Raw genomic sequence first — 19784 nt, 5'->3', positions numbered from 1 at the left:
CTAGCCTTCTACTTTTTATTTATGACCACTGCTCCTTCCTCCGACCTTTCCAGTAACCGTAACGGCATGATCAACGGCAACGAACTCCGCGATACGTCCCCCCTTGGTAAGCGACTGTCTACCCTCCCTGACCGGAACACCCACAATGGTCAACAGGCGCAAATTCACGTGGAGGAAGCTGAAGCCAGTAAGGAAAAAATGATGGATGCCGTTCGCACCATGCTGGCGGCGGTGGGAGAAGACCCAGAACGCGAGGGCCTGCTCAAGACCCCCAAACGGGTGGCTGAAGCCATGCAATTCCTGACCCAGGGCTATACCCAATCCCTAGAAACCTTGGTGAACGGGGCCATCTTTGATGAAGGGCACAACGAGATGGTGCTGGTGCGGGACATCACTTTCTTTAGTATGTGTGAACATCACATGCTCCCTTTTATGGGCAATGCCCACGTGGCCTATATCCCCAATCAAAAGGTGGTGGGTCTCAGTAAGTTAGCCCGCATCGTCGAAATGTATTCCCGTCGTTTACAGGTGCAAGAACGGCTAACCCGCCAGATTGCCGAGGCTATCCAGGAAATTTTAGAACCCCAGGGGGTCGCCGTCGTGATGGAGGCCACTCACATGTGTATGGTGATGCGAGGCGTGCAGAAGCCCGGTTCTTGGACAGTAACCAGTGCCATGTTGGGCAGTTTTCAGGAAGACCAAAAAACCCGCGAAGAGTTTCTCAACTTGATTCGCCACAAGCCTAATTTCTACTAAGGCAAGCTCCCATGGCGGTCAAACGAGTAAAGAACCTCTGTACCGCTATCTATGATTGATGCCCCCTTTTTTGTGAAACGACTGTCCTTACCCGGAAGGCACCCTATTTGGCTGTTCCTGGCCCTGGTGATTGCCGGGTTAATTGCCATTCCCGTTTTTGCGGTTGTCAGTAGCCTGTTTTCCATTAACTGGGCCCTCTGGCAACAACTGGCGGAAACTGTGCTGGGGGAATACATCCTCAATTCCCTGATTTTGATGCTGGGGGTGGGCTTAGGGGTGTTAGTTCTGGGGGTGAGTACGGCTTGGCTGGTCACCCTCTGCCAATTTCCTGGCAGTCGCTATCTGGAATGGGGGCTACTGTTGCCCCTTTCTGCCCCGGCCTACCTGTTGGCCTACACCTACACCAATCTATTGGACTACTACGGCCCTGTGCAGAGTTGGCTTCGCGACCTGTTGGGCTGGCAGTCCGCTACGGATTACTGGTTTCCGAGTATCCGCTCCCTCTGGGGGGCCATGGCCCTGTTTGTGTTGGTGCTTTATCCCTACGTCTATCTCTTGGCTAGGGTGGCTTTCCTGGAACAGGGCCTGGCTTGTCTGGAAGCCAGTCGTTCCCTCGGTTGTGGCCCTTGGCAAAGTTTTTGGCGAGTGGCTCTGCCCCTGGCTCGGCCAGCCATTGTCTCGGGGGTGGCCCTGGCCCTGATGGAAACCCTCAATGATTTTGGAACGGTGCAGTATTTTGGGGTTAATACCTTTACCACCGGCATTTACAATACTTGGTTTGGCCAGGGAGAACGCAACGGGGCGGCCCAGTTGGCGGTGCTATTGATGCTATTTATTCTGGCCCTACTCCTACTGGAAGCTTGGTCTCGCCAACGGGCCAAATATTACCAAACTAGCAGTGCCCACCATCCCCTCCCTCGTTACGCTTTAAAGGGATGGCGTTGTTTAGCAGCCTTGATCCTGACGGGATTGCCCCTCCTACTGGGCTTTGTTGCCCCCGCAACCTACCTAGCCTATCTCTGCTGGGCCTATGCCCAAGAGGTTGGAGAAAATAACTTTTTTCAATTGGCTAGCCACAGCCTACTCGTTTCCAGTATGACGGCGGTGCTGGCCGTTGTTCTCGGTTTGGTTTTGGCCTATGGCCAACGCTTAGAACAGGGCCTGTTACTCCGGATCGCTGTCCGCATTGCCGCCCTGGGCTACGCGATTCCGGGCTCTGTGATTGCCGTAGGCGTGCTGATTCCGGCAGGCTATTTTGATAATCGGCTGGATGCCTGGATGCGGGCCACGTTTGGCCTTTCCACAGGGCTTCTATTGAGTGGCACCTTGGTCATTCTCGTCTATGCCTACCTCGTCCGATTTTTAGCGGTGGGGTTTGGGGCCTTGGAGAGTAGTCTGACGAAGATCAAGCCCAGTTTAGATGATGCGGCCCGTAGTCTGGGCAAATCGCCCCTGCAGGTTCTGCTCAATGTCCATCTGCCCCTGATGAGTGGGGGAATTTTAACGGCCGTCATGCTAGTTTTTGTGGACGTGATGAAGGAATTACCCGCAACCCTGGTGATTCGTCCCTTCAATTTCGATACCCTGGCGATTCGAGTGTATCAATACGCCTCCGATGAACGCTTGACGGAGGCCGCCGCGCCGGCCCTAGCGATCATTGTCGTGGGCCTGTTGCCCGTTATTCTCCTGAGTGTCCAGATCGCAAAATCCCGTCCCCCGTCCAGCTCACGGCTAAGCTAGGACGAAATTTTGAGGAAGCGGTATCATAGGACATTATTGTGATTTTTCCTTTATCCCCGTGGAGTTGAGGGGAAGGCTGTCCACCTTTGTCATCGGCCATTAATGGCTCACTGGCAACGTTTTGACCGACTCGATTTCGATACAATGACGGTCTTGTTGTGGGCAATCCCTTTCCCGCCCTATGACTACTATCCCCCAGAGGTGTCTCCGTTCTCCTTGGCCCAGCGCTCGGCCGTGGTTCCTTATGCTTCTGCGTCTGCAATTGTAGAGCATCGATTTGCCGGAGACGTAGACAGGCCAGCCTCGCCTGCCTGTTACCTGGCCCTGTTGGGGAAGTTTAGTATTTTGATATATCCATGGATGAGATTGTCAGTCGATTATTTTTAATCCTATTGTTAATCGGGATTAATGCCTTTTTTGTCACTGCCGAATTTTCGATCATTGCGGTTCGTCGTTCCCGCATCAATCAACTCGTGGAGGCCGGAGACCGCCCTGCCCGCTCGGTGCAATTTTTACAGCGTCGCCTAGACCGACTACTGTCCACCACCCAATTGGGAATTACCCTGGCGAGCTTAACCCTCGGCTGGCTAGGAGAAAATACCCTGGCCCTCATCTTCCAAAAATTCTTTTCAGGGCCGGGGAGTCTTGCCCCTGGTTTGACCGTCCTCACCCATGGGCTAGCCATTCCCATTACCTTTGTGGCGATCGCTTATTTACAAATTGTTCTAGGGGAATTGTGTCCTAAATCCTGGGCCCTCCTCTACGCCGAGCAATTGTCTCGGGCCTTAGCGCCGCTGATCCAAGGAATCGCCCGCGTTATCTCTCCTTTCCTCGGAATCTTAAATTACTCCACCCAGGTGTTACTACGGTTAGGGGGGGCGGAAATTAGTCATCATCGTTGGGCCCAACGGCTCACCCCGGAGGAATTACAACTAATCATCAGCACCGAAGGGGAATCCAGCGGCCTAAATAGCCACGAACGTACCCTCTTGAAAAATCTGTTCAGCCTCGGCAATAGCCTAGCCCAGTCGATCATGGTGCCCCGTTCCCAATTGGTGGTTTTACCGGAAACCGCTACTCTACAGGACTTATTAGCCGCCATTACTCAGACGGGCCATGCTTGTTTTCCTGTGAAGGGGGAATCCCTGGATGACATTCAGGGAGTAATCGATTTCCACGACTTGGCCAAGCCCCTACACCAGGGCCAACTGAGTCCGACCTCTCCCCTCCGTGCCTGGGTCAAGCCCGTGCGTTTTTTCCCGGAGACGACGCCCCTGACGGAACTTCTGGTGACCATGCAACAAACCCAACTCAAGGCGGTGATCATTGTCGATGAATTTGGAGGAACCGCTGGCCTGGTAACCCTCGAAGACCTGATGACAGAGATTGTAGGGGATGAATCAGCAGAGGAGGGCGACAATCCCTTGCTCTTACAACGCTTAGATGCCCAGACGTTGCTGGTGGAAGCACGGATTACCGTAGCAGAAGCGAACAAAATTCTCGGCCTGCAATTGCCCCTCACCGATGAATATCAAACCCTAGGTGGATTCCTACTCTACACATGGCAGCGGATTCCCAACCCGGGTGAGAGTTTAGAGTACGGGCCGTTGACCTTTACTGTCGTGACCGCTAGCGGGCCAAAATTAGAAACTATCCGCATTCATCGTTCCTTGGTGAGTAGGGTAACAAAAGCGCCAACGTCCCTCGAATCACCCTCGACATCACTGGCTTCCGCTCCTATCTCCTAAGCCTTTCCTGATGTCTGGGAACAGATGGGAATTCAGGGCCTTGCCAAGAACACTTTGGGGGTGAACTCTAGGAGCCTTTTGTCTAAAATACTGGAGAGCCAATTCACTCACCGTTTTTAGCAAGGAGACTTTATGATAGACCAGCCCACCCCGGCCCCCGGCGAGTATTCTGAGGCCGAGTTTGAAAAACGGATGCAGGAACGCCGTTCCGAGCAGCGACTGTTGGCTTTTTGTCAAGTACTTGACCCGGAACATAATTTTATCGGCGTTTCCTTCGATTTGACTTCAACGGGGATCTGTCTGAGTCTCCCCAATACCTGGCCGGCGGAGGTTTCTTTTTCCGTCATGCTTAAACGAGCCGATCAACCCCAACTGCCGGAGGTCGAAATTACCCTGGCCCCCATCTGGCGCAAACCCCGCAACACTACCTTTGATGAAATTGGCGGCAGAATTATTGACGTGGCGAATCGCCCAGCCTTTGAGCAGTTTTTAGCCCATTGCCAAGCGGCGGGGCCCAATGGCCTCCTCGAAGACGACTAGGGAAAATCTGTCGGCCCTGCAAATCCTAACGGAACAGATTCTGATAATATCTTAGAGAAACTTTAAAAAACGTTACGAAACTTAAATGCAACTATTGGTGGTTGGTGGGACCGGTACCCTGGGACGGCAGGTGGTTCGGCGTGCTCTAGACCAGGGGCATGCAGTACGTTGTTTAGTCAGGAGTCCAAGGCGAGCGGCGTTTCTGAAGGAGTGGGGGGCAGAGCTTGTCACCGGAGACCTTTGTAAACCTGACAGCCTTCCCCCGGCCCTGGTGGGCATTGAAGCGGTGATCGACGCCGCTACGGCCCGAGCCACCGATTCCCTATCTGTGCGAAAAGTGGATTGGGACGGCAAAGTGAATCTGATTCGGGCGGTGAAAAACGCCGGCATTGACCGCTATATTTTCTTTTCCATTCTGGGAGCCGCCAACTATCCCACCGTTCCCCTGATGGACATCAAGGCCTGTACGGAACAATTTTTAATGGAATCAGGCCTCAACTATACCATTTTGCAACTCTGCGGCTTTATGCAGGGCCTAATTAGCCAGTACGCCATTCCAATCCTGGATAACCAATCCGTCTGGATGACCGGGGAAACCACTCCCACAGCCTACATGGACACCCAAGACATTGCTAAATTTGCCGTTCAAGCCTTAGCTGTGCCCGCTACGGAAAAACGCACCTTTGCCCTCGTCGGCAATCAGGCCTGGACAGGAGAAGAAATTATTCAATTGTGTGAACGGTTATCAGGGCGGACGGCTCGCATCGCTAAAATTCCCCTGGGGGCCCTGCGCTTTATGCGCCAGTTCACCCGCTTTTTTCAGTGGACTTATAATATTTCCGACCGTTTGGCCTTTGCAGAAGTCCTCGCCAGTGGCAAGGCCCTGACGGCTCCCATGGCTGAGACCTATGAGTGTTTTGGCCTTGATCCAAAGGAAACAACCACCTTAGAATCCTACTTACAAGAATATTTCGGACGGATCCTGAAAAAACTCAAGGAACTCGACTTCGAGCAAAGTAAGAGTCAGGGAACGAATAAAAAGAAAAAGGGCTTCTTTTTCTAAAGCCAGCATCCTTACCGTCCATACTGTGTATTTTGTAGGATCTAGCGCCAGTGCCAAAAGTCGGCATTATCTTCAACGACGACAAGCCCATTGCCTGCAAAGTTGCCCAAGACCTCCAGGCTCAGTTTCAACGAGCGGGCCATCAGGTCGTCATGGCAACGGGGGGAGGCGGCCTACTGGGCTATTCCCAACCCGAGCGGCCTATTTGTCATACCCGCATTGAACATTTGACCCCACCGGACTTTGATGCCGATATGCCCTTTGCCGTCGTGCTGGGGGGAGATGGTACTGTTCTATCGGCCTTTCGCCAACTGGCCCCCATTGGGGTACCCCTGTTGACCATTAACACAGGTCACATGGGCTTTTTGACGGAAATTTACTTAAATCAACTGGCCGAGGCAGTGGAACAACTCCTTAGTGGCCAGTACTGCATTGAAAAACGCTCCATGTTAGCCGTGCGTTTGTTCCGGGAAGAGACGCTCCTCTGGGAGGCCCTCTCCCTGAATGAGATGGTGATTCACCGCGAACCCCTGACCAGCATGTGCCATTTTGAAATTCAAATTGGTCTACACGCCCCTGTTGATATTGCCGCCGATGGCATTATTATTTCAACCCCCACGGGCTCAACGGCCTATTCCCTGAGCGCAGGAGGGCCGGTGGTGACACCGGATGTCCCGGTTTTGCAATTGGCCCCCATTTGTCCTCATTCCCTGGCCTCCCGGGCCTTAGTGTTTTCTGACAGTGAGCCGGTGACGGTATTTCCCGCAACGCCTAATCGCATGGTGATGGTGGTGGACGGCAATGGCGGTTGCTATGTCCTGCCCGAAGACCGGGTTCAACTCGAAAAATCCCCCTTTATCGCTAAATTCATTCGCCTACAATCGCCGGAATTTTTTCGGATTTTGCGAGAAAAACTGGGTTGGGGCCTGCCCCACATTGCCAAACCGACGTCGGTCGAATTACCGTGATACCAGCCTTGCCAGTACCATGGTGCCTTGATGTCTGATTCATGTTAAAAGCCGTACTTTTCGATTTCAATGGCGTCATTATCAATGATGAGGCCATTCACCGACGCTTGGTTGATGAGCTACTCTTGCAAGAAAATCTGCGCCCCATGACCCTGGGGGAATACCAGCAGTTTGCCCTGGGAAGAAGTGACCGGGCGGCCCTGCCGGATTTATGGGCCTATCGGGGTCGCAGTATCAGTGAAGATTACCTAACCAAGTTGATCCACAGAAAAGCCTTGGGGTATCGGCAGGCCCTGCGCCAGCTTGACCCGCTCCCTTTCTACCCTGGCCTACAGGCCTTTCTCGAGCGGCTGAGTTTACGGCCTTGGGAACGGGGCCTCGTGACGGGGGCCATTGGTTCGGAGGTGGATTACGTCCTAGAACGGGGGGGGCTGTTGTCCTATTTTTCGGTGCGGGTCACAGGGGAAGACGTGGCCCAGAGTAAACCCCAGCCAGACGGTTATCTTTTGGCCCTGGCTCAGTTGCAACAGCGTCAGCCAGATCTGTTGCCGCAGGAATGCCTGGCCATTGAAGATAGCTGGGCCGGACTCCAGGCTGCTAAGGCCGCTGGTATGCGAGTTTTAGGCCTTGCCCATACCTATCCCTACCACTTCATGCAACGGTGGGCCAACTGGGCCGTCGATTCCTTTACCGAGATTGACCTAGACCGCATTGAAGTTGTCATGGCCCGGCGTTCGCTCGCAGAGGCCTAGACGTTACACTAGGAGACGTCAATTTTGCTGATGCGTTGAGTTTTTATGGGTGGTATTATTGGTTTCCTCCTCGCCCTTGCCTATATCGGTGGCATCTGGAAATTTCTCTCGGGCTATCGCCACACTAACTTTGACCGGGGCTTGCCTGCCCGTCTGACGCTTTCCCTACTTTGGCCCGCCTTGTTTATTGTCAATACCAGCTACCGCAAAAACTTCCAAAAGGCCCTCAAGGGCCGTTAACGGGTTATGCCAGTTTATTTTTACTGGGGTGAGGATGACTTTACCCTCAAACAAGCTGTCAAGCAATTACAAAAGCGGGTACTCGACCCCCAGTGGCAGGCCTTTAACTTTGAAAAAATCCCAGGGGAACTAGAGGATGCAACCCGCCAGGCCCTGACCCAGGCCCTGACGCCTCCCTTTGGAGCCGGTGACCGCTTGGTGTGGGTGGTGGAATCGACCTTGGGCCAGCATTGTAGCGAGGCCTTGTTGGAGAGATTGGCCCTCACCCTGCCCCAAATTCCCCCCCAGTGCCATCTCCTTTTCACCAGTAGTAAAAAGCCCGATGGCCGCCTGAAAGCAACAAAGCTGCTGCAAACCCAGGCCCAAGTGCGAGAATTTTCCCTAATTCCGCCTTGGAAAAGTGATGAGTTAGTGGCTCAGATTACGGGCATTGCCGAGGATTTGGGCCTCCCCTTAACCCACGCCGTGGCCAATTTTTTAGCGGAAGCCCTGGGTAACAACACCCGTCAAATTTGGAATGAGTTAGAAAAACTCAAACTCCTTGCCTCCAGTGACTGCCAGCCCCTAACCGTCGAGCAAGTTCGTCCCCTAATTCATTCCAGCACCCAAAGTAGCCTGCAATTGGCTGAGGCCCTACGCCAGGGCAACAGTGCTAAGGCCCTCCAGTTGGTGGCGGATCTGCTGGCCCGCAATGAGCCAGCGCTGAAAATTGTGGCCACCCTAGTGGGCCAGTTTCGCACCTGGATTGTCATTAAATTGGCCCTGGAATCCGGGGAAAAGGACGAAAAAGTGATCGCCAGTCGCGCCGATCTCAGCAATCCTAAACGACTCTACTTTATTCGCAAGGAACTCCAGGGACTAACTAGTAAGCAACTACTGGCCTGCTGGCCCCTACTCCGGGATCTCGAATGGCAACTGAAACGGGGGGCCGATCCCGCCAGAACCCTACAGACCAAAGTCTTGGAGCTATCCCTGCTGTTCAAGGGTTAAAAATTGGGCATACTTTAGTAATGGCAGAGAGAGGAGTTCTATGATGGTAGAGATAACGCCCATTTCCCTTGCTTGCTTCGTCTCCTCCGGTGAGAGGAATTCGCTTAACCTGTTTTCTGCATCCTAAGCCCATGGCCCTATCTTCTGAAATCCTTGTCGAGACGGCGCGTTATCTAGAGCAGCACGATGAAGGACAGCGTGCTAAAAAATTAGTGTTCTGTCTCTGCAAAAAGTATTGGGAAAATGACCCCAATGTTCTGAATAGTCAGTCCCTAGAATCCTTACTATTAGAACTCATTCAGATCAAGCCGAGTATTGAGCAACTCACCTTTTCCTTGTATAAGCTGGTGAAGACCCTGAATCGTCCCAAGGTCTATGCTGCTGTGGCCAAGATGATTCTGGATCGACTCGGGCCGATCTATGCCGCTAAGGCAGAAGAAGCGGAGCCAGACGTTGCTCCGGCCATCGAAGTGGAATCCGTTGAACAGCCCACGGGCTTTAATCCTCCCCTGGTTTCGCCGACCCCCTCCTCGGCCCTGGTTGCCAGTCCCCAGGTGCTCGCCAGTCATATTGCCCAAAACCTCAGTCAACACCCTGAGGCTGGACGCATTGAAAAACTGATGTTTGCCGTTGGCAAGGGCTACTGGGAAAATAGCCTAGATAAAATTAATCAGTACGGCTTTGTGAATCTCATTCTTGAACTCCGCCAACGCTACCCCTATTTGGCTGAGTTAAGGGCTAGTTTTGAGCAGATTGTTAACAATATCAATAAAGCCACTCTCTACTTGGCCATTGCTAATGTCATCCTGCAACAGATGGAGAAGTTGTACGAAGATTCCCTCTCCTTTGCCGGTAATGCAACCCCAGAACCTGCTTTAGCCGTTGTTCGCCGCGATGCAGGGCATCAACAGACTGCCATCGTCAATTTTCCAGCCCCGGCCAGGAGTGCAGAGCCTCTCCTCACGGTTCTAGGAACGGTACCTGTTCCCAACCCACCGGCCTCGAAGGAAACCAAACAGGACTATAACCTCTTCGATCTGCGCTCGGAAATCATGCAGTATGCCAATCCTCTGCGGGCCAAGATCCTCCTCTTCTCGATTCTGTTCCATAGCTGGAATCGCAACGGCCAAGATTGGGGAATGCTCCGTAGTTATGGTCTGGACGATCTGATTGAACAGGTAATTCTTAGCCAGCGGCCCTGCAACGAAGTAGAACTCAAACTCTACGCCCAGGCCAAGGAGATGCCCGAGGCCGAGGCCTATACCCATACGGCCACTACCCTAATGAAAGTCCTTAAACCCCTCCTCTAAAGCCATGGAAGCCCAAGAACTAATTCAGCGTTACCAAGCAGGAGAAACCCTCTTTACCGGCATTAAACTCCCTGGTATCGACCTCGGTGGCGCGGATCTGATCGGTATTATCCTCACAGAAGCTGACCTCCGCGGGGCCAATCTTCTTTTTGCCTACCTCAACCGGGCCAATCTCTGTCAGGCCAACTTAGTCGGGGCTAATCTCAGTGGGGCCAGCTTAAACCAAAGTGACTTGAGTGGGGCCGATCTGCGCAATGCCAATTTCCATGGGGCTCTGCTCCAAGGCGGTATTTTACGCGATAGTGATGTTACCCTAGCCACCCTCCAGGATGCCAATTTAATTGGGGCTGATTTGCGGGGAGCGGATCTCAGTGGGGCCACTCTGACGGGCGCTTGTTTACGGGGGGCCAATATGCGCCAGGAAAAAAAGAGCTACTACACCAATTTACAGGCCGCTATTCTGGCTCGGGCCGACCTCCAGGGGGCCAATATGAAGGGAGTGGACTTGAGCCGAGCCGACCTCAGTGGGGCCAATCTACGAGAGGCTAACCTGCGGGATGCTGATCTCCGCAAAACCGACCTGACCAATGCCAATCTGCGGGGGGCCCTGCTCACAGATGCCAACCTATCCGGGGCCCGTTTGAATGGAGCTAACCTCGTCAATGCCAACTTAATGCGGGCCCAACTACCCCAGGCCGAAATGATTAGTGCTAATTGCCAAGGGGCGATCATGACCCATATCAACCTTAGCCGCGCTAACCTGAGTGGAGCTAACCTGAGCCTGACGCGCATGAATAGTGCCGATATGAGCCGAGCTAATTTGACCGGGGCTAACTTTAAAGAGGCCGAATTGATTGAAGCTTTTCTGGCCCGGGCCAATCTGATGAACGCCAATTTTATCAATGCCAACCTGGTGCGGGCTGACTTGATGAGCGCTAATATGGCCGGGGCTAACTTCCAGGGGGCTATGATGCCCGATGGGCAAGTGAGTCGCTAGGCCCCTAGACTCGATTGCGTTAATTGGCTGCGTTGATATAGCCGGCTTCCAGCAATTTTCGCCAAATTTTTTCGACGCTTTCCTCTAGGTCTTCGAGGTCGGTACGACATTCAACCTCAGGATTGAGGGGGGCCTCGTAGGGATCATCAATGCCGGTAAAGCCTTTAATTTCACCTTTTCTGGCCCGTTGATAGAGGCCCTTAACATCCCGCTCTTCACAGACACTGAGGGGTGCATTGACAAATACTTCAATAAAATGGCCAATCTTGCCTCTTACTTCTTCTCGGATTTCTCGATAGGGAGAGATGGCAGAAACTAGTACAATAACGCCATGGCGAGTTAACAAATTAGCCACAAAACCAATGCGACGGATATTCTCGTCCCGGTCTTCCTTGCTAAAGCCTAGGCCCTTGGTCAGGTTTGTTCGCACCACGTCACCATCGAGCACTTCAATACTGTAGCCTCCGGCCAACAGTCTTTTTTCGAGGGCATGGGTAATGGTGGTTTTGCCTGCACCACTCAGGCCCGTCAGCCAGATGGTTACGCCTTGCTGTTTCATAATTGTTTAAGATGTCTTATGGAAAAAATCGTGACCGACCTAGAGCGTACCCCGGCCAGGTATGCTCTGACAAGGGTTATCTCGGCCCGGTAAGCATCAGGGCCAGTACGGTCAGCGATTCCCACCCAGGGGGTTTCCCTCTAGCCCGGCGGAAACTACACCCACCAAGGTTTTGCGCCGGTGCGGGGGTCGAGATCCGTCCAGGGGGCCAACCAAATACCGTCATCGATCACCGTCACCCTGACTAGTTTCAGCGGCAGGGGGGCCGGGCCACGGGTTACGGAACCATCGGCGGCATAGCGTGATCCATGGCAGGGACATTGAAATTCTTGCTCGGTGGCATTCCAAGGAAAGGTACAGCCCAAGTGGGTGCAAACATCTACCAGGCCTATTTCAGCCAGGGTTTGATCAGCTTGAACGATGAGATAAGTCGGTTCTCCCGCCAGGCCCGCTACTAAGGCCCGAGAACCTGGGGCCTCTGCCAGTATCTGCGAAGCCGGAATAACGTTGCCTAACGAGTCTTTTGCCAGGATGGCGCCTCCCGCTCCCGCTTCCGAGGGGGGATTCAAAAACCGGGCGGCAGGGTAAGCAGCGAAGCCCGCCACCGAGGCCACAACGGCCCCGGTCAAAAAGTTCAAGAGTTGTCGACGCGACAGAGAGGGGGCCTCAAGGGAAACGGAGTTGTCCATGGTTGTAGCCTCAAAATTGTAATATTTTTTAATATAACCAATTAACGATTGAGTAACAACTTGCAACTAATCCCAAATCTCTAAAACCCGACGATACCGCTCCCCCGTCCTGCCTAGCAAAGGAAGTGTAGCAGAGGTGGAGGGATAAGCATGGGTCTTAATAAACGCCGGGAATTAGCTTTTTGACCTGGGTTTGGTAGTCGGCATAGGTTGGAAATTTGGCCTGGAGCCATTGCTCTTCCTGGCGGGCTTTCTGGTCAAAAAAGATGAACAGCACCAAAGCCCCTAGCAGATGCACCCAGCTACTGCGTCCGACGCCATAGGCCAGGGCCAGAAAAATCAGACTGCTGTAGAGGGGATGGCGCACCCAAGCGTAGAGGCCCGTCGTCACCAGTTCACTCTCGGCCTTGGGGTGGGGGAGAGGCGTGAGGTTTTTACCCAGGGCCTGGCTTCCTCCTAGCATTAAAACTAGGGCTAGTAATCCCAGGCTGGCGGCCACTAGCCAACGGCCGTAGTGCCAAGGGGCCGGTAGGCTCTCCAGCGCCGGCAACGGAGATACTGGCAAAAGCATAAACCCTACACAGAGGACGCCCTGGGCCAGCACCCAGTATTCACCCTTTTGGCCGCGCCACCAAGGGCCAAATGATGGCCCATCTTTGATTGTCTTCATAAACAGCTTGTGAAAAGAATCCCTAAGTCTTTATGGTAGCCTCAAAAATTATTTAGTAGAATCGCTATATGGTGATTTAGCTTGTGTCATGTCCTCTCCCTCCCTGCGGATTGCCTTGCTCTGTCTGGGCTTAATCCTGTTCTTGAGTTTCTATCCCCTCTGAGTAGAAGCGGACCTAATCCCAAATAGGACTTGACAGTAAAATAACCAATTGATTATAAAATAAATAAGCTGATTTTACTCTTCTGTTGATTTCGGTAGGTCAGCGCGTTATTTTTTCCTATTTTTTAGGTATCCTGATATGACCATTTCTCAACTTGGATTACAGGATCAAAGTCTATGGTCCCGCTTTTGTCAGTGGATTACCAGCACGGCTAACCGCTTATACATTGGTTGGTTTGGTGTCTTGATGATCCCCACCCTACTGACCGCGACGATCTGCTTTGTGATTGCCTTTATTGCCGCACCCCCCGTGGATATTGACGGTATTCGGGAACCTATTGCCGGTTCTCTGCTCTACGGCAATAACATTATTACGGCGGCCGTGGTTCCCAGTTCCAATGCTATTGGCCTGCACTTTTACCCCATTTGGGAAGCCGCTAGCGTAGACGAATGGCTCTACAACGGTGGCCCCTACCAACTGATTATTTTCCATTTTCTGATCGGTATCTTTTGCTATATGGGACGGCAGTGGGAATTGTCCTACCGCCTCGGCATGCGGCCCTGGATTTGCGTCGCCTACTCGGCCCCAGTTTCCGCCGCTACTGCGGTTCTACTGATCTACTCCCTCGGTCAAGGTTCCTTCTCCGATGGTCTGCCCCTAGGGATCTCTGGTACCTTTAACTTCATGCTGGTGCTACAGGCGGAGCATAACGTCTTGATGCATCCCTTCCACATGCTGGGAGTGGCGGGTGTCTTCGGTGGTGCGCTCTTCTCCGCCATGCATGGTTCTCTGGTGACCTCTTCTTTGATTCGTGAAACGACTGAGATTGAGTCCCAAAATACGGGTTATAAATTTGGCCAGGAAGAAGAAACCTATAATATTGTGGCCGCCCACGGTTACTTTGGCCGCCTGATCTTCCAATACGCCTCTTTTAATAATAGTCGGGCTCTCCACTTCTTCCTTGGAGCCTGGCCGGTCGTCGGCATTTGGTTTGCGGCCCTGGCGGTTTCCTGTTTCGCCTTTAATCTGAATGGCTTTAACTTCAACCAATCCATTCTGGATGCTCAAGGTCATCCCGTTAGTACCTGGGCCGATGTGATCAACCGCGCCAATATTGGCTTTGAAGTAATGCACGAACGCAACGTCCACAACTTCCCCCTCGACCTAGCCTCGGGTGAGAGCCAAGTGGTTGCCTGGATTTCGCCTGACATCCAGGGCTAAGTCAACCCCACTGTTTTTGATTCCTCGTTATGGTGTCAAGTCATGGAAACACTCTAGATCTAGGGTGCTTTTTTCTTTTCTACCATGGCCTCAGGGAACGCCGGGATAGAGTAGAGGCTTGGCAGTTAGTTTGGCCCTGGAAGACTTTCAACAGCAAGGACTTGAAATCCCCGTCCTTTGGGGCTCAATGTTTTATGCTTGTAGGTAGTTAGCACAGCATCGGAAAGCTAAAATCAAGCGAGATTCCTCAACCTCTTTGTAGACACCATACATCTTTACTTTGGAAACGAGGGATGAGCCTATCACCAGGATCTAAGACTCTCTGTTCTAAACCTTTTAGTATGGAATAGAGAGTGACTCTTTGAGTCGGAAGCCCTATCTGTTTAGAGTGGGGCCGTTCACCAAAAACCTTTCACGAGAGATAATTATGGGTTTCCAGTATATCGATAAAGTAATTACGCCCGAAAACCTGCAAAAATTCCTCGAATTAGTCGATAAAGCAGCGGGTGCGGGAAAAGATGTCAATAATGTTTTCGATCTTAGCGATCGACTCAAAGGGACTCGTCCAATGAGCATCTGCGTCAAGGCCATCGAGCAAGATCCTGCGTCACGGGCGATGTTAGAAGAGCGCTATGCTGGCCCTCCTTATAATCTAGAGGCAATGTTAAATATGCCGAAGGGTTCTCTTGGTTGGACTTACGGGAGGATCATGAGCACACTGGGCTACAATCCCCAGTTTTATCGCACTCCCCCTAGTTTTGAAAACCCAGAAGATTACATCATCTTCCGAGTCTATAAGACCCACGATCTTCACCATATTCTGACCGGGTTTAGTTTGGATAATTTCGGGGAATTAGGGGTAATTTCAGTGTTCGGCGGGCAAATTGGCTTCCCTGCCTTTGTTTTCCTCGATCTGCTCTCAATGATGATGGCTTTCTTTGCCAATGACGGACTGTATTCGGAAGTGGAAGATCCGATCGAACAGGCAAGAACCCTAGGCTATCGTTTCCGTCTGATTAGCGACGGGATCGAGATGGGAATGAAGGCCAAACCATTATTTCCTGTGAAGTGGGAAGAAATGTTAGAACACTCCCTCGATGAACTGCGAGCGGAATTCCAGATCGAACCCGCTACCGAGGGCATTTATAGCTGGTACAGCGATCCAAGATTACGATCCGCGATCACCTGAGCTCTTTCAACGGATTGACCCTCCATTGACCTATTCCATGGGCTTCATTCATGAAATTCCCAACAACCCATTGGGCAAGACCCAAGTAGTAGCCTTGGCTACGCCTCAAACTTAGGGTTAGGTAAACCCCACCGTTTCTGATTCTTTGTCTTGGTCTCGAGGGATGGAAGCACTCTAGGTCTAGGGGGCTTTTTTTCTACTCTGGCCTCAGGGAATGCTGAGATGGGTTGGGTTAACCTAGCTCTGGAGACTTTAGATTTTGGGTCATCGGCCCTGCATGCCCCCATTTAGAATAGCTAGGATCTTCCAGGATGATAGGTAGAAAATATTAACAAAATCTTTATTTGGAGTGACAGATAAATTTTCTTCTCTATAATTCGTAGCTATGTATGATTGATGGTTACTCAACGTTTAAAGTCGGACACTAAATCTTACAGAATGCGACAAAATACCCGCATATTGATTATCAACTTTAAAAAGGAATATGAGAAATGAGTCAAAATCAGGCTAACCTCGGGGGCAAATGTCCGGTAATGCATGGGGCTGTAACAGCCCATAGCATGTCTAGTATGGAATGGTGGCCCAAGGCCCTTAATCTTGATATTCTGCATCAGCATGATAGTAAAACCAATCCCATGGGAGCGGACTTTAACTATCGAGAAGAAGTTAAAAAACTAGATTTCACCGCGCTAAAAAAAGACCTACAGGCGCTGATGACCGATAGCCAAGCTTGGTGGCCAGCCGATTGGGGACATTATGGGGGCCTGATGATCCGGATGTCATGGCATGCCGCTGGCACCTATCGGATTGCGGATGGTCGAGGGGGAGCCGGTACCGGAAACCAGCGTTTTGCTCCTCTCAACTCCTGGCCAGATAACGCCAATCTAGATAAGGCACGCCGTCTGCTCTGGCCCATCAAGAAAAAGTACGGTAATAAACTCAGTTGGGCCGATTTAATTGCCTACGCCGGCACCATTGCCTATGAATCCATGGGACTGAAAACCTTTGGCTTTGCCTTCGGACGAGAAGACATCTGGCATCCAGAAAAAGATATCTATTGGGGTTCGGAGACCGAATGGCTGGCCCCGACTGATAACCCCAATAGCCGCTATTCCGGTGAGCGCGATTTAGACAATCCCTTGGCCGCTGTGATGATGGGCCTGATCTATGTCAATCCCGAAGGCGTCGATGGGAATCCTGACCCCCTCAGAACCGCTCACGACGTGCGGGTAACCTTTGCTCGTATGGCCATGAACGATGAGGAGACAGTTGCCCTGACGGCTGGGGGCCACACCGTGGGGAAATGCCATGGCAACGGTGATACTGGGTTGCTGGGCTCGGAACCCGAAGGAGCAGATCTTGAAGACCAGGGACTAGGCTGGCTGAACAAGACTCATCGCGGCATTGGACGTAACACAGTAACCAGTGGCCTAGAGGGGGCCTGGACAACTTACCCCACTCGCTGGGACAACGGTTATTTCCATTTCTTGCTCAATTATGAATGGGAGTTGAAGAAGAGTCCGGCGGGGGCCTGGCAGTGGGAACCCATCAATATCAAAGAAGAAGACAAGCCCTTCGATGTGGAAGACCCTACGCTCCGTCTCAACCTGATCATGACCGATGCTGATATGGCCATGAAAATGGATCCTGACTATCGGAAGATCTCCGAACGTTTTTACCAGGATCCTGCTTACTTTGCCGAGATCTTTGCACGGGCATGGTTCAAGCTGACCCACCGAGATATGGGGCCGAAGTCTCGTTACATTGGCCCAGAGGCACCTCAAGAAGACCTGATTTGGCAAGATCCTATTCCGGCAGGGCCAACCGACTATAATCTTCAAGCCGTGAAAGAGAAGATTGCTGCGAGTGGGCTAAGTATCAGCGAAATGGTTACCACCGCTTGGGATAGTGCCAGAACCTTTCGGAGTTCGGACAACCGAGGAGGAGCCAACGGAGCCCGTATTCGCCTGGCCCCTCAAAAGGACTGGGTCGGTAACGAACCGGCTCGTCTCACAAAGGTTTTAGCCGTGCTGGAAGCCATTGCCACGGAAAGCGGTGCCAGCGTCGCCGATGTGATAGTACTAGCCGGTAACGTTGGGATTGAACAAGCGAGTAAAGCTGCCGGTTTTGAGATTACCGTTCCCTTTTTCCCTGGTCGAGGCGACGCCACGGATGACCTGACCGATGCAGACTCCTTTGCTGTATTGGAACCTGTCCACGATGGTTATCGCAACTGGCTCAAGCAAGACTATGCGGTTAGCCCAGAGGAATTAATGCTGGATCGTACACAACTGATGGGATTAACGGCCCATGAAATGACTGTTTTGGTTGGTGGTATGCGTGTCTTGGGGACTAATTATGGTGGTACTCAGCACGGCATATTCACGGAACGCGAAGGGGTACTGACGAATGATTTCTTCGTTAACCTAACAGACATGAACTACACCTGGAAACCTATCGCCAATAATCTTTATGAGATTCGGGATCGCCAAACCGATCACGTCAAATGGACAGCGACAAGGGTTGACTTGGTTTTTGGATCTAACGCTATCCTGCGGGCCTATGCAGAAGTGTACGCCCAGGATGATAACCAGGAAAAGTTTGTGCAGGACTTTGTGGCCGCCTGGACTAAGGTGATGAACGCCGATCGCTTCGACCTTGTTTAATGGCCAGATAAATCCCCCGGTCACTCCCAATTGTGGCCTGGGGTTTTGTGCTTATTCTGACGTGCTCCAAATCTCGATTCAACTGCTTGCTATTCTCGCTGTAAGCTCAAGCACTATTGTAGCGAAGTAGTTTGTTTAAGGCTTGATGCTTTTAGCTCTAGAAAATGTCACTGCTACTCAGAATCTAGCCCAAGTTGCAAGAAAAGTTCTAAAGAATTTAATGCTGATTTTTTAATGGCTTCAGAAATTACATCTTTATAGTCTAACTGAACTTTGAAATCCTGATCGTGTTGAAGTAATGAGAATTTAATTTGATCCTGCCAGAAATAGTATGTATTCCAATAAATAGGGCTCATATTCAGTAACTCCACTATTTCAGTATCTTCATCTAGAAAATCTAGATATTCAATAATTGGATATTTAGGCAAAAAAGTTAATGTGTCATCATTAACCCAAACCAAATATCTATGATGTATATATCCTCTATGAAATGGAGCTCCTCCATCAATATGACGACAAGATTCTGCTATGGGAGATGGAGTCTCTATATAGCCAATTCGATTAAGAGTGGGACAGTTGGTTATGAAATTCCGTTACAATGACTGCTGGACTCCTTTCGGAAAAAACTGATTATGGCTCACAGCCTTGATTCGCGACAAAAGGTCATTAACTTTATCGAAGCTGGTGGTAGTGTAACAAAAGCGGCGCAAATATTCAAGGTCGGCAGATCTAGCATTTATCGATGGCTTGATAGGGAAGACCTTGCTCCCACCAAGGTAGAGCATCGTAAGAAAAAAGTAGACATTAAAGAACTCGAAGAAGATGTAAAGAAAAATCCCGACATCCCCTTGAAGGAACGAGCCCAGAAATTCGGTGTTACTTCAAGTTCTCTGTGCTACAGATTTAAGAAGATGAAAATCACGCAAAAAAAAACAACTTCGCTATCAAGAAAGAAATCACGGTGAAAGAGCAAAATACTATAGAGAGCTAAGAGAGTTGGTGAAGATTTACGGTATTGCAAGCCTGGTGTTTATAGATGAAGCGGGGTTTGAGGAGTTTGTATCATCGATATATGGATGGTCAAAAAGAGGGAAAAGAATCTATGGAGAAAAGCAGGGTAGAAGAGGAAAGAAAGAAAATTTAGTGGCAGGAAGAAGAAAAGGAGTAAAAGACTTTATAGCGCCAATGTTATTTATGGGGAGTCTAAATGCAGAAGGGTTTGAGGGATGGTTAAAATATCATTTGTTACCAGATTTAAAAGGGCTATCAGTCTTAATAATGGATAATGCACCAATTCACCGAAAGAATACAATAAGACAGTTAGTAGAGGAAGCCGGGCACAAGGTATTATTTCTGCCGACATACTCACCTGATTTAAATGACATTGAACATGACTTTGGGGCGTTGAAGAGAGCAAGAATCAATGCCAATGGAGAGAAAAGTATTGACGAAATCATCCGTGAATATTGTGCCAGTTAGTGTCCCATTCTTATTTGAATTGGCTATATATCCAGATTTTGCAC

Annotated in this window: 18 protein-coding genes and 1 pseudogene; 15 read left to right on the top strand and 4 right to left on the bottom strand. The window is 51.0% G+C overall.

Going from position 1 to position 19784, the window contains the following annotated elements; genetic code table 11:
• Positions 1-21 precede the first annotated feature (21 nt).
• The 11 genes from folE (at position 22) to ABXS88_RS13060 (ending at position 11104) form a co-directional block, all read left to right on the top strand.
• Positions 22-756 (top strand): GTP cyclohydrolase I FolE, encoded by a 735-nt coding sequence (gene folE / locus ABXS88_RS13110; RefSeq protein ID WP_353672487.1) that lies wholly within the window; start codon positions 22-24, stop codon positions 754-756.
• Positions 757-807: 51 nt separating this feature from the next.
• A complete protein-coding gene (locus ABXS88_RS13105; RefSeq protein WP_353672486.1) occupies positions 808-2496 on the top strand; it encodes an iron ABC transporter permease in 1689 nt (562 codons plus the stop codon).
• A 356-nt stretch (positions 2497-2852) separates the two neighbouring features.
• On the top strand, positions 2853-4244 hold the full coding sequence (locus ABXS88_RS13100) for a hemolysin family protein (protein ID WP_353672485.1): 1392 nt from the start codon (positions 2853-2855) through the stop codon (positions 4242-4244).
• 132 nt (positions 4245-4376) lie between these two features.
• Positions 4377-4784 (top strand): hypothetical protein, encoded by a 408-nt coding sequence (locus tag ABXS88_RS13095; RefSeq protein ID WP_353672484.1) that lies wholly within the window; start codon positions 4377-4379, stop codon positions 4782-4784.
• 85 nt (positions 4785-4869) lie between these two features.
• Positions 4870-5847: an SDR family oxidoreductase gene (locus ABXS88_RS13090; protein ID WP_353672483.1), complete on the top strand. Its 978-nt coding sequence runs from the start codon at positions 4870-4872 to the stop codon at positions 5845-5847.
• A 50-nt stretch (positions 5848-5897) separates the two neighbouring features.
• Complete coding sequence (locus tag ABXS88_RS13085; protein ID WP_353672482.1) at positions 5898-6815, top strand: NAD(+) kinase; 918 nt, start codon at positions 5898-5900, stop codon at positions 6813-6815.
• Positions 6816-6856: 41 nt separating this feature from the next.
• Positions 6857-7567, top strand: coding sequence for an HAD family phosphatase (locus ABXS88_RS13080; RefSeq protein WP_353672481.1), 711 nt, complete (start codon positions 6857-6859; stop codon positions 7565-7567).
• Between the two features lie 45 nt (positions 7568-7612).
• The gene (locus ABXS88_RS13075) at positions 7613-7807 is read left to right on the top strand and encodes a hypothetical protein (RefSeq protein ID WP_353672480.1); all 195 of its coding nucleotides are present in this window, start codon (positions 7613-7615) and stop codon (positions 7805-7807) included.
• Positions 7808-7813: 6 nt separating this feature from the next.
• On the top strand, positions 7814-8797 hold the full coding sequence (gene holA, locus ABXS88_RS13070) for a DNA polymerase III subunit delta (protein WP_353672479.1): 984 nt from the start codon (positions 7814-7816) through the stop codon (positions 8795-8797).
• Positions 8798-8928: 131 nt separating this feature from the next.
• Positions 8929-10107: a hypothetical protein gene (locus ABXS88_RS13065; protein ID WP_353672478.1), complete on the top strand. Its 1179-nt coding sequence runs from the start codon at positions 8929-8931 to the stop codon at positions 10105-10107.
• A gap of 4 nt (positions 10108-10111) precedes the next feature.
• Positions 10112-11104 (top strand): pentapeptide repeat-containing protein, encoded by a 993-nt coding sequence (locus tag ABXS88_RS13060; RefSeq protein ID WP_353672477.1) that lies wholly within the window; start codon positions 10112-10114, stop codon positions 11102-11104.
• Positions 11105-11123: 19 nt separating this feature from the next.
• Here ABXS88_RS13060 and cysC read toward each other — a convergent pair whose 3' ends face one another.
• The 3 genes from cysC to ABXS88_RS13045 all read right to left on the bottom strand — a co-directional run bounded on the left by cysC (position 11124) and on the right by ABXS88_RS13045 (position 13022).
• Positions 11124-11663: an adenylyl-sulfate kinase gene (cysC, locus tag ABXS88_RS13055; RefSeq protein WP_353672476.1), complete on the bottom strand. Its 540-nt coding sequence runs from the start codon at positions 11661-11663 to the stop codon at positions 11124-11126.
• Between the two features lie 155 nt (positions 11664-11818).
• A complete protein-coding gene (petC, locus tag ABXS88_RS13050) occupies positions 11819-12352 on the bottom strand; it encodes a cytochrome b6-f complex iron-sulfur subunit (protein WP_353672475.1) in 534 nt (177 codons plus the stop codon).
• Positions 12353-12509: 157 nt separating this feature from the next.
• Positions 12510-13022, bottom strand: coding sequence for an isoprenylcysteine carboxylmethyltransferase family protein (locus tag ABXS88_RS13045; protein WP_353672474.1), 513 nt, complete (start codon positions 13020-13022; stop codon positions 12510-12512).
• 301 nt (positions 13023-13323) lie between these two features.
• Here ABXS88_RS13045 and psbA point away from each other — a divergent pair, with 301 nt between their 5' ends.
• The 3 genes from psbA to katG all read left to right on the top strand — a co-directional run bounded on the left by psbA (position 13324) and on the right by katG (position 18261).
• Positions 13324-14406, top strand: a complete 1083-nt coding sequence (gene psbA / locus ABXS88_RS13040) for a photosystem II q(b) protein (RefSeq protein WP_353672473.1) — start codon at positions 13324-13326, stop codon at positions 14404-14406.
• Between the two features lie 427 nt (positions 14407-14833).
• A complete protein-coding gene (locus tag ABXS88_RS13035; protein WP_353672472.1) occupies positions 14834-15595 on the top strand; it encodes a Coq4 family protein in 762 nt (253 codons plus the stop codon).
• Between the two features lie 491 nt (positions 15596-16086).
• Positions 16087-18261: a catalase/peroxidase HPI gene (gene katG / locus ABXS88_RS13030; RefSeq protein WP_353672471.1), complete on the top strand. Its 2175-nt coding sequence runs from the start codon at positions 16087-16089 to the stop codon at positions 18259-18261.
• Between the two features lie 173 nt (positions 18262-18434).
• On the opposite strand, the gene ABXS88_RS13025 is transcribed toward katG, so the two are convergent.
• Positions 18435-18722, bottom strand: coding sequence for a hypothetical protein (locus ABXS88_RS13025; protein WP_353672470.1), 288 nt, complete (start codon positions 18720-18722; stop codon positions 18435-18437).
• Between the two features lie 171 nt (positions 18723-18893).
• Between ABXS88_RS13025 and ABXS88_RS13020 the strand changes: the two are divergent.
• Positions 18894-19740 (top strand): annotated as a pseudogene (locus tag ABXS88_RS13020) (IS630 family transposase).
• Positions 19741-19784 lie beyond the last annotated feature (44 nt).

The organism is Synechocystis sp. LKSZ1 (assembly GCF_040436315.1).
Taxonomy (GTDB): domain Bacteria; phylum Cyanobacteriota; class Cyanobacteriia; order Cyanobacteriales; family Microcystaceae; genus Synechocystis.
This window is presented reverse-complemented; position numbering and strand designations above follow the sequence as displayed.

Excerpts from the sequence above, each read along its gene's own strand:
- ABXS88_RS13035 (WP_353672472.1), top strand. The coding sequence starts at position 14,834 with ATGGGTTTCCAGTATATCGATAAAGTAATTACGCCCGAAAACCTGCAA.
- ABXS88_RS13065 (WP_353672478.1), top strand. The coding sequence starts at position 8,929 with ATGGCCCTATCTTCTGAAATCCTTGTCGAGACGGCGCGTTATCTAGAG.
- holA (WP_353672479.1), top strand. The coding sequence starts at position 7,814 with ATGCCAGTTTATTTTTACTGGGGTGAGGATGACTTTACCCTCAAACAA.
- petC (WP_353672475.1), bottom strand. The coding sequence starts at position 12,352 with ATGGACAACTCCGTTTCCCTTGAGGCCCCCTCTCTGTCGCGTCGACAA.
- ABXS88_RS13095 (WP_353672484.1), top strand. The coding sequence starts at position 4,377 with ATGATAGACCAGCCCACCCCGGCCCCCGGCGAGTATTCTGAGGCCGAG.
- katG (WP_353672471.1), top strand. The coding sequence starts at position 16,087 with ATGAGTCAAAATCAGGCTAACCTCGGGGGCAAATGTCCGGTAATGCAT.
- ABXS88_RS13075 (WP_353672480.1), top strand. The coding sequence starts at position 7,613 with ATGGGTGGTATTATTGGTTTCCTCCTCGCCCTTGCCTATATCGGTGGC.
- ABXS88_RS13060 (WP_353672477.1), top strand. The coding sequence starts at position 10,112 with ATGGAAGCCCAAGAACTAATTCAGCGTTACCAAGCAGGAGAAACCCTC.
- ABXS88_RS13090 (WP_353672483.1), top strand. The coding sequence starts at position 4,870 with ATGCAACTATTGGTGGTTGGTGGGACCGGTACCCTGGGACGGCAGGTG.
- ABXS88_RS13045 (WP_353672474.1), bottom strand. The coding sequence starts at position 13,022 with ATGAAGACAATCAAAGATGGGCCATCATTTGGCCCTTGGTGGCGCGGC.
- ABXS88_RS13105 (WP_353672486.1), top strand. The coding sequence starts at position 808 with ATGATTGATGCCCCCTTTTTTGTGAAACGACTGTCCTTACCCGGAAGG.
- ABXS88_RS13080 (WP_353672481.1), top strand. The coding sequence starts at position 6,857 with ATGTTAAAAGCCGTACTTTTCGATTTCAATGGCGTCATTATCAATGAT.
- psbA (WP_353672473.1), top strand. The coding sequence starts at position 13,324 with ATGACCATTTCTCAACTTGGATTACAGGATCAAAGTCTATGGTCCCGC.
- folE (WP_353672487.1), top strand. The coding sequence starts at position 22 with ATGACCACTGCTCCTTCCTCCGACCTTTCCAGTAACCGTAACGGCATG.
- ABXS88_RS13100 (WP_353672485.1), top strand. The coding sequence starts at position 2,853 with ATGGATGAGATTGTCAGTCGATTATTTTTAATCCTATTGTTAATCGGG.
- cysC (WP_353672476.1), bottom strand. The coding sequence starts at position 11,663 with ATGAAACAGCAAGGCGTAACCATCTGGCTGACGGGCCTGAGTGGTGCA.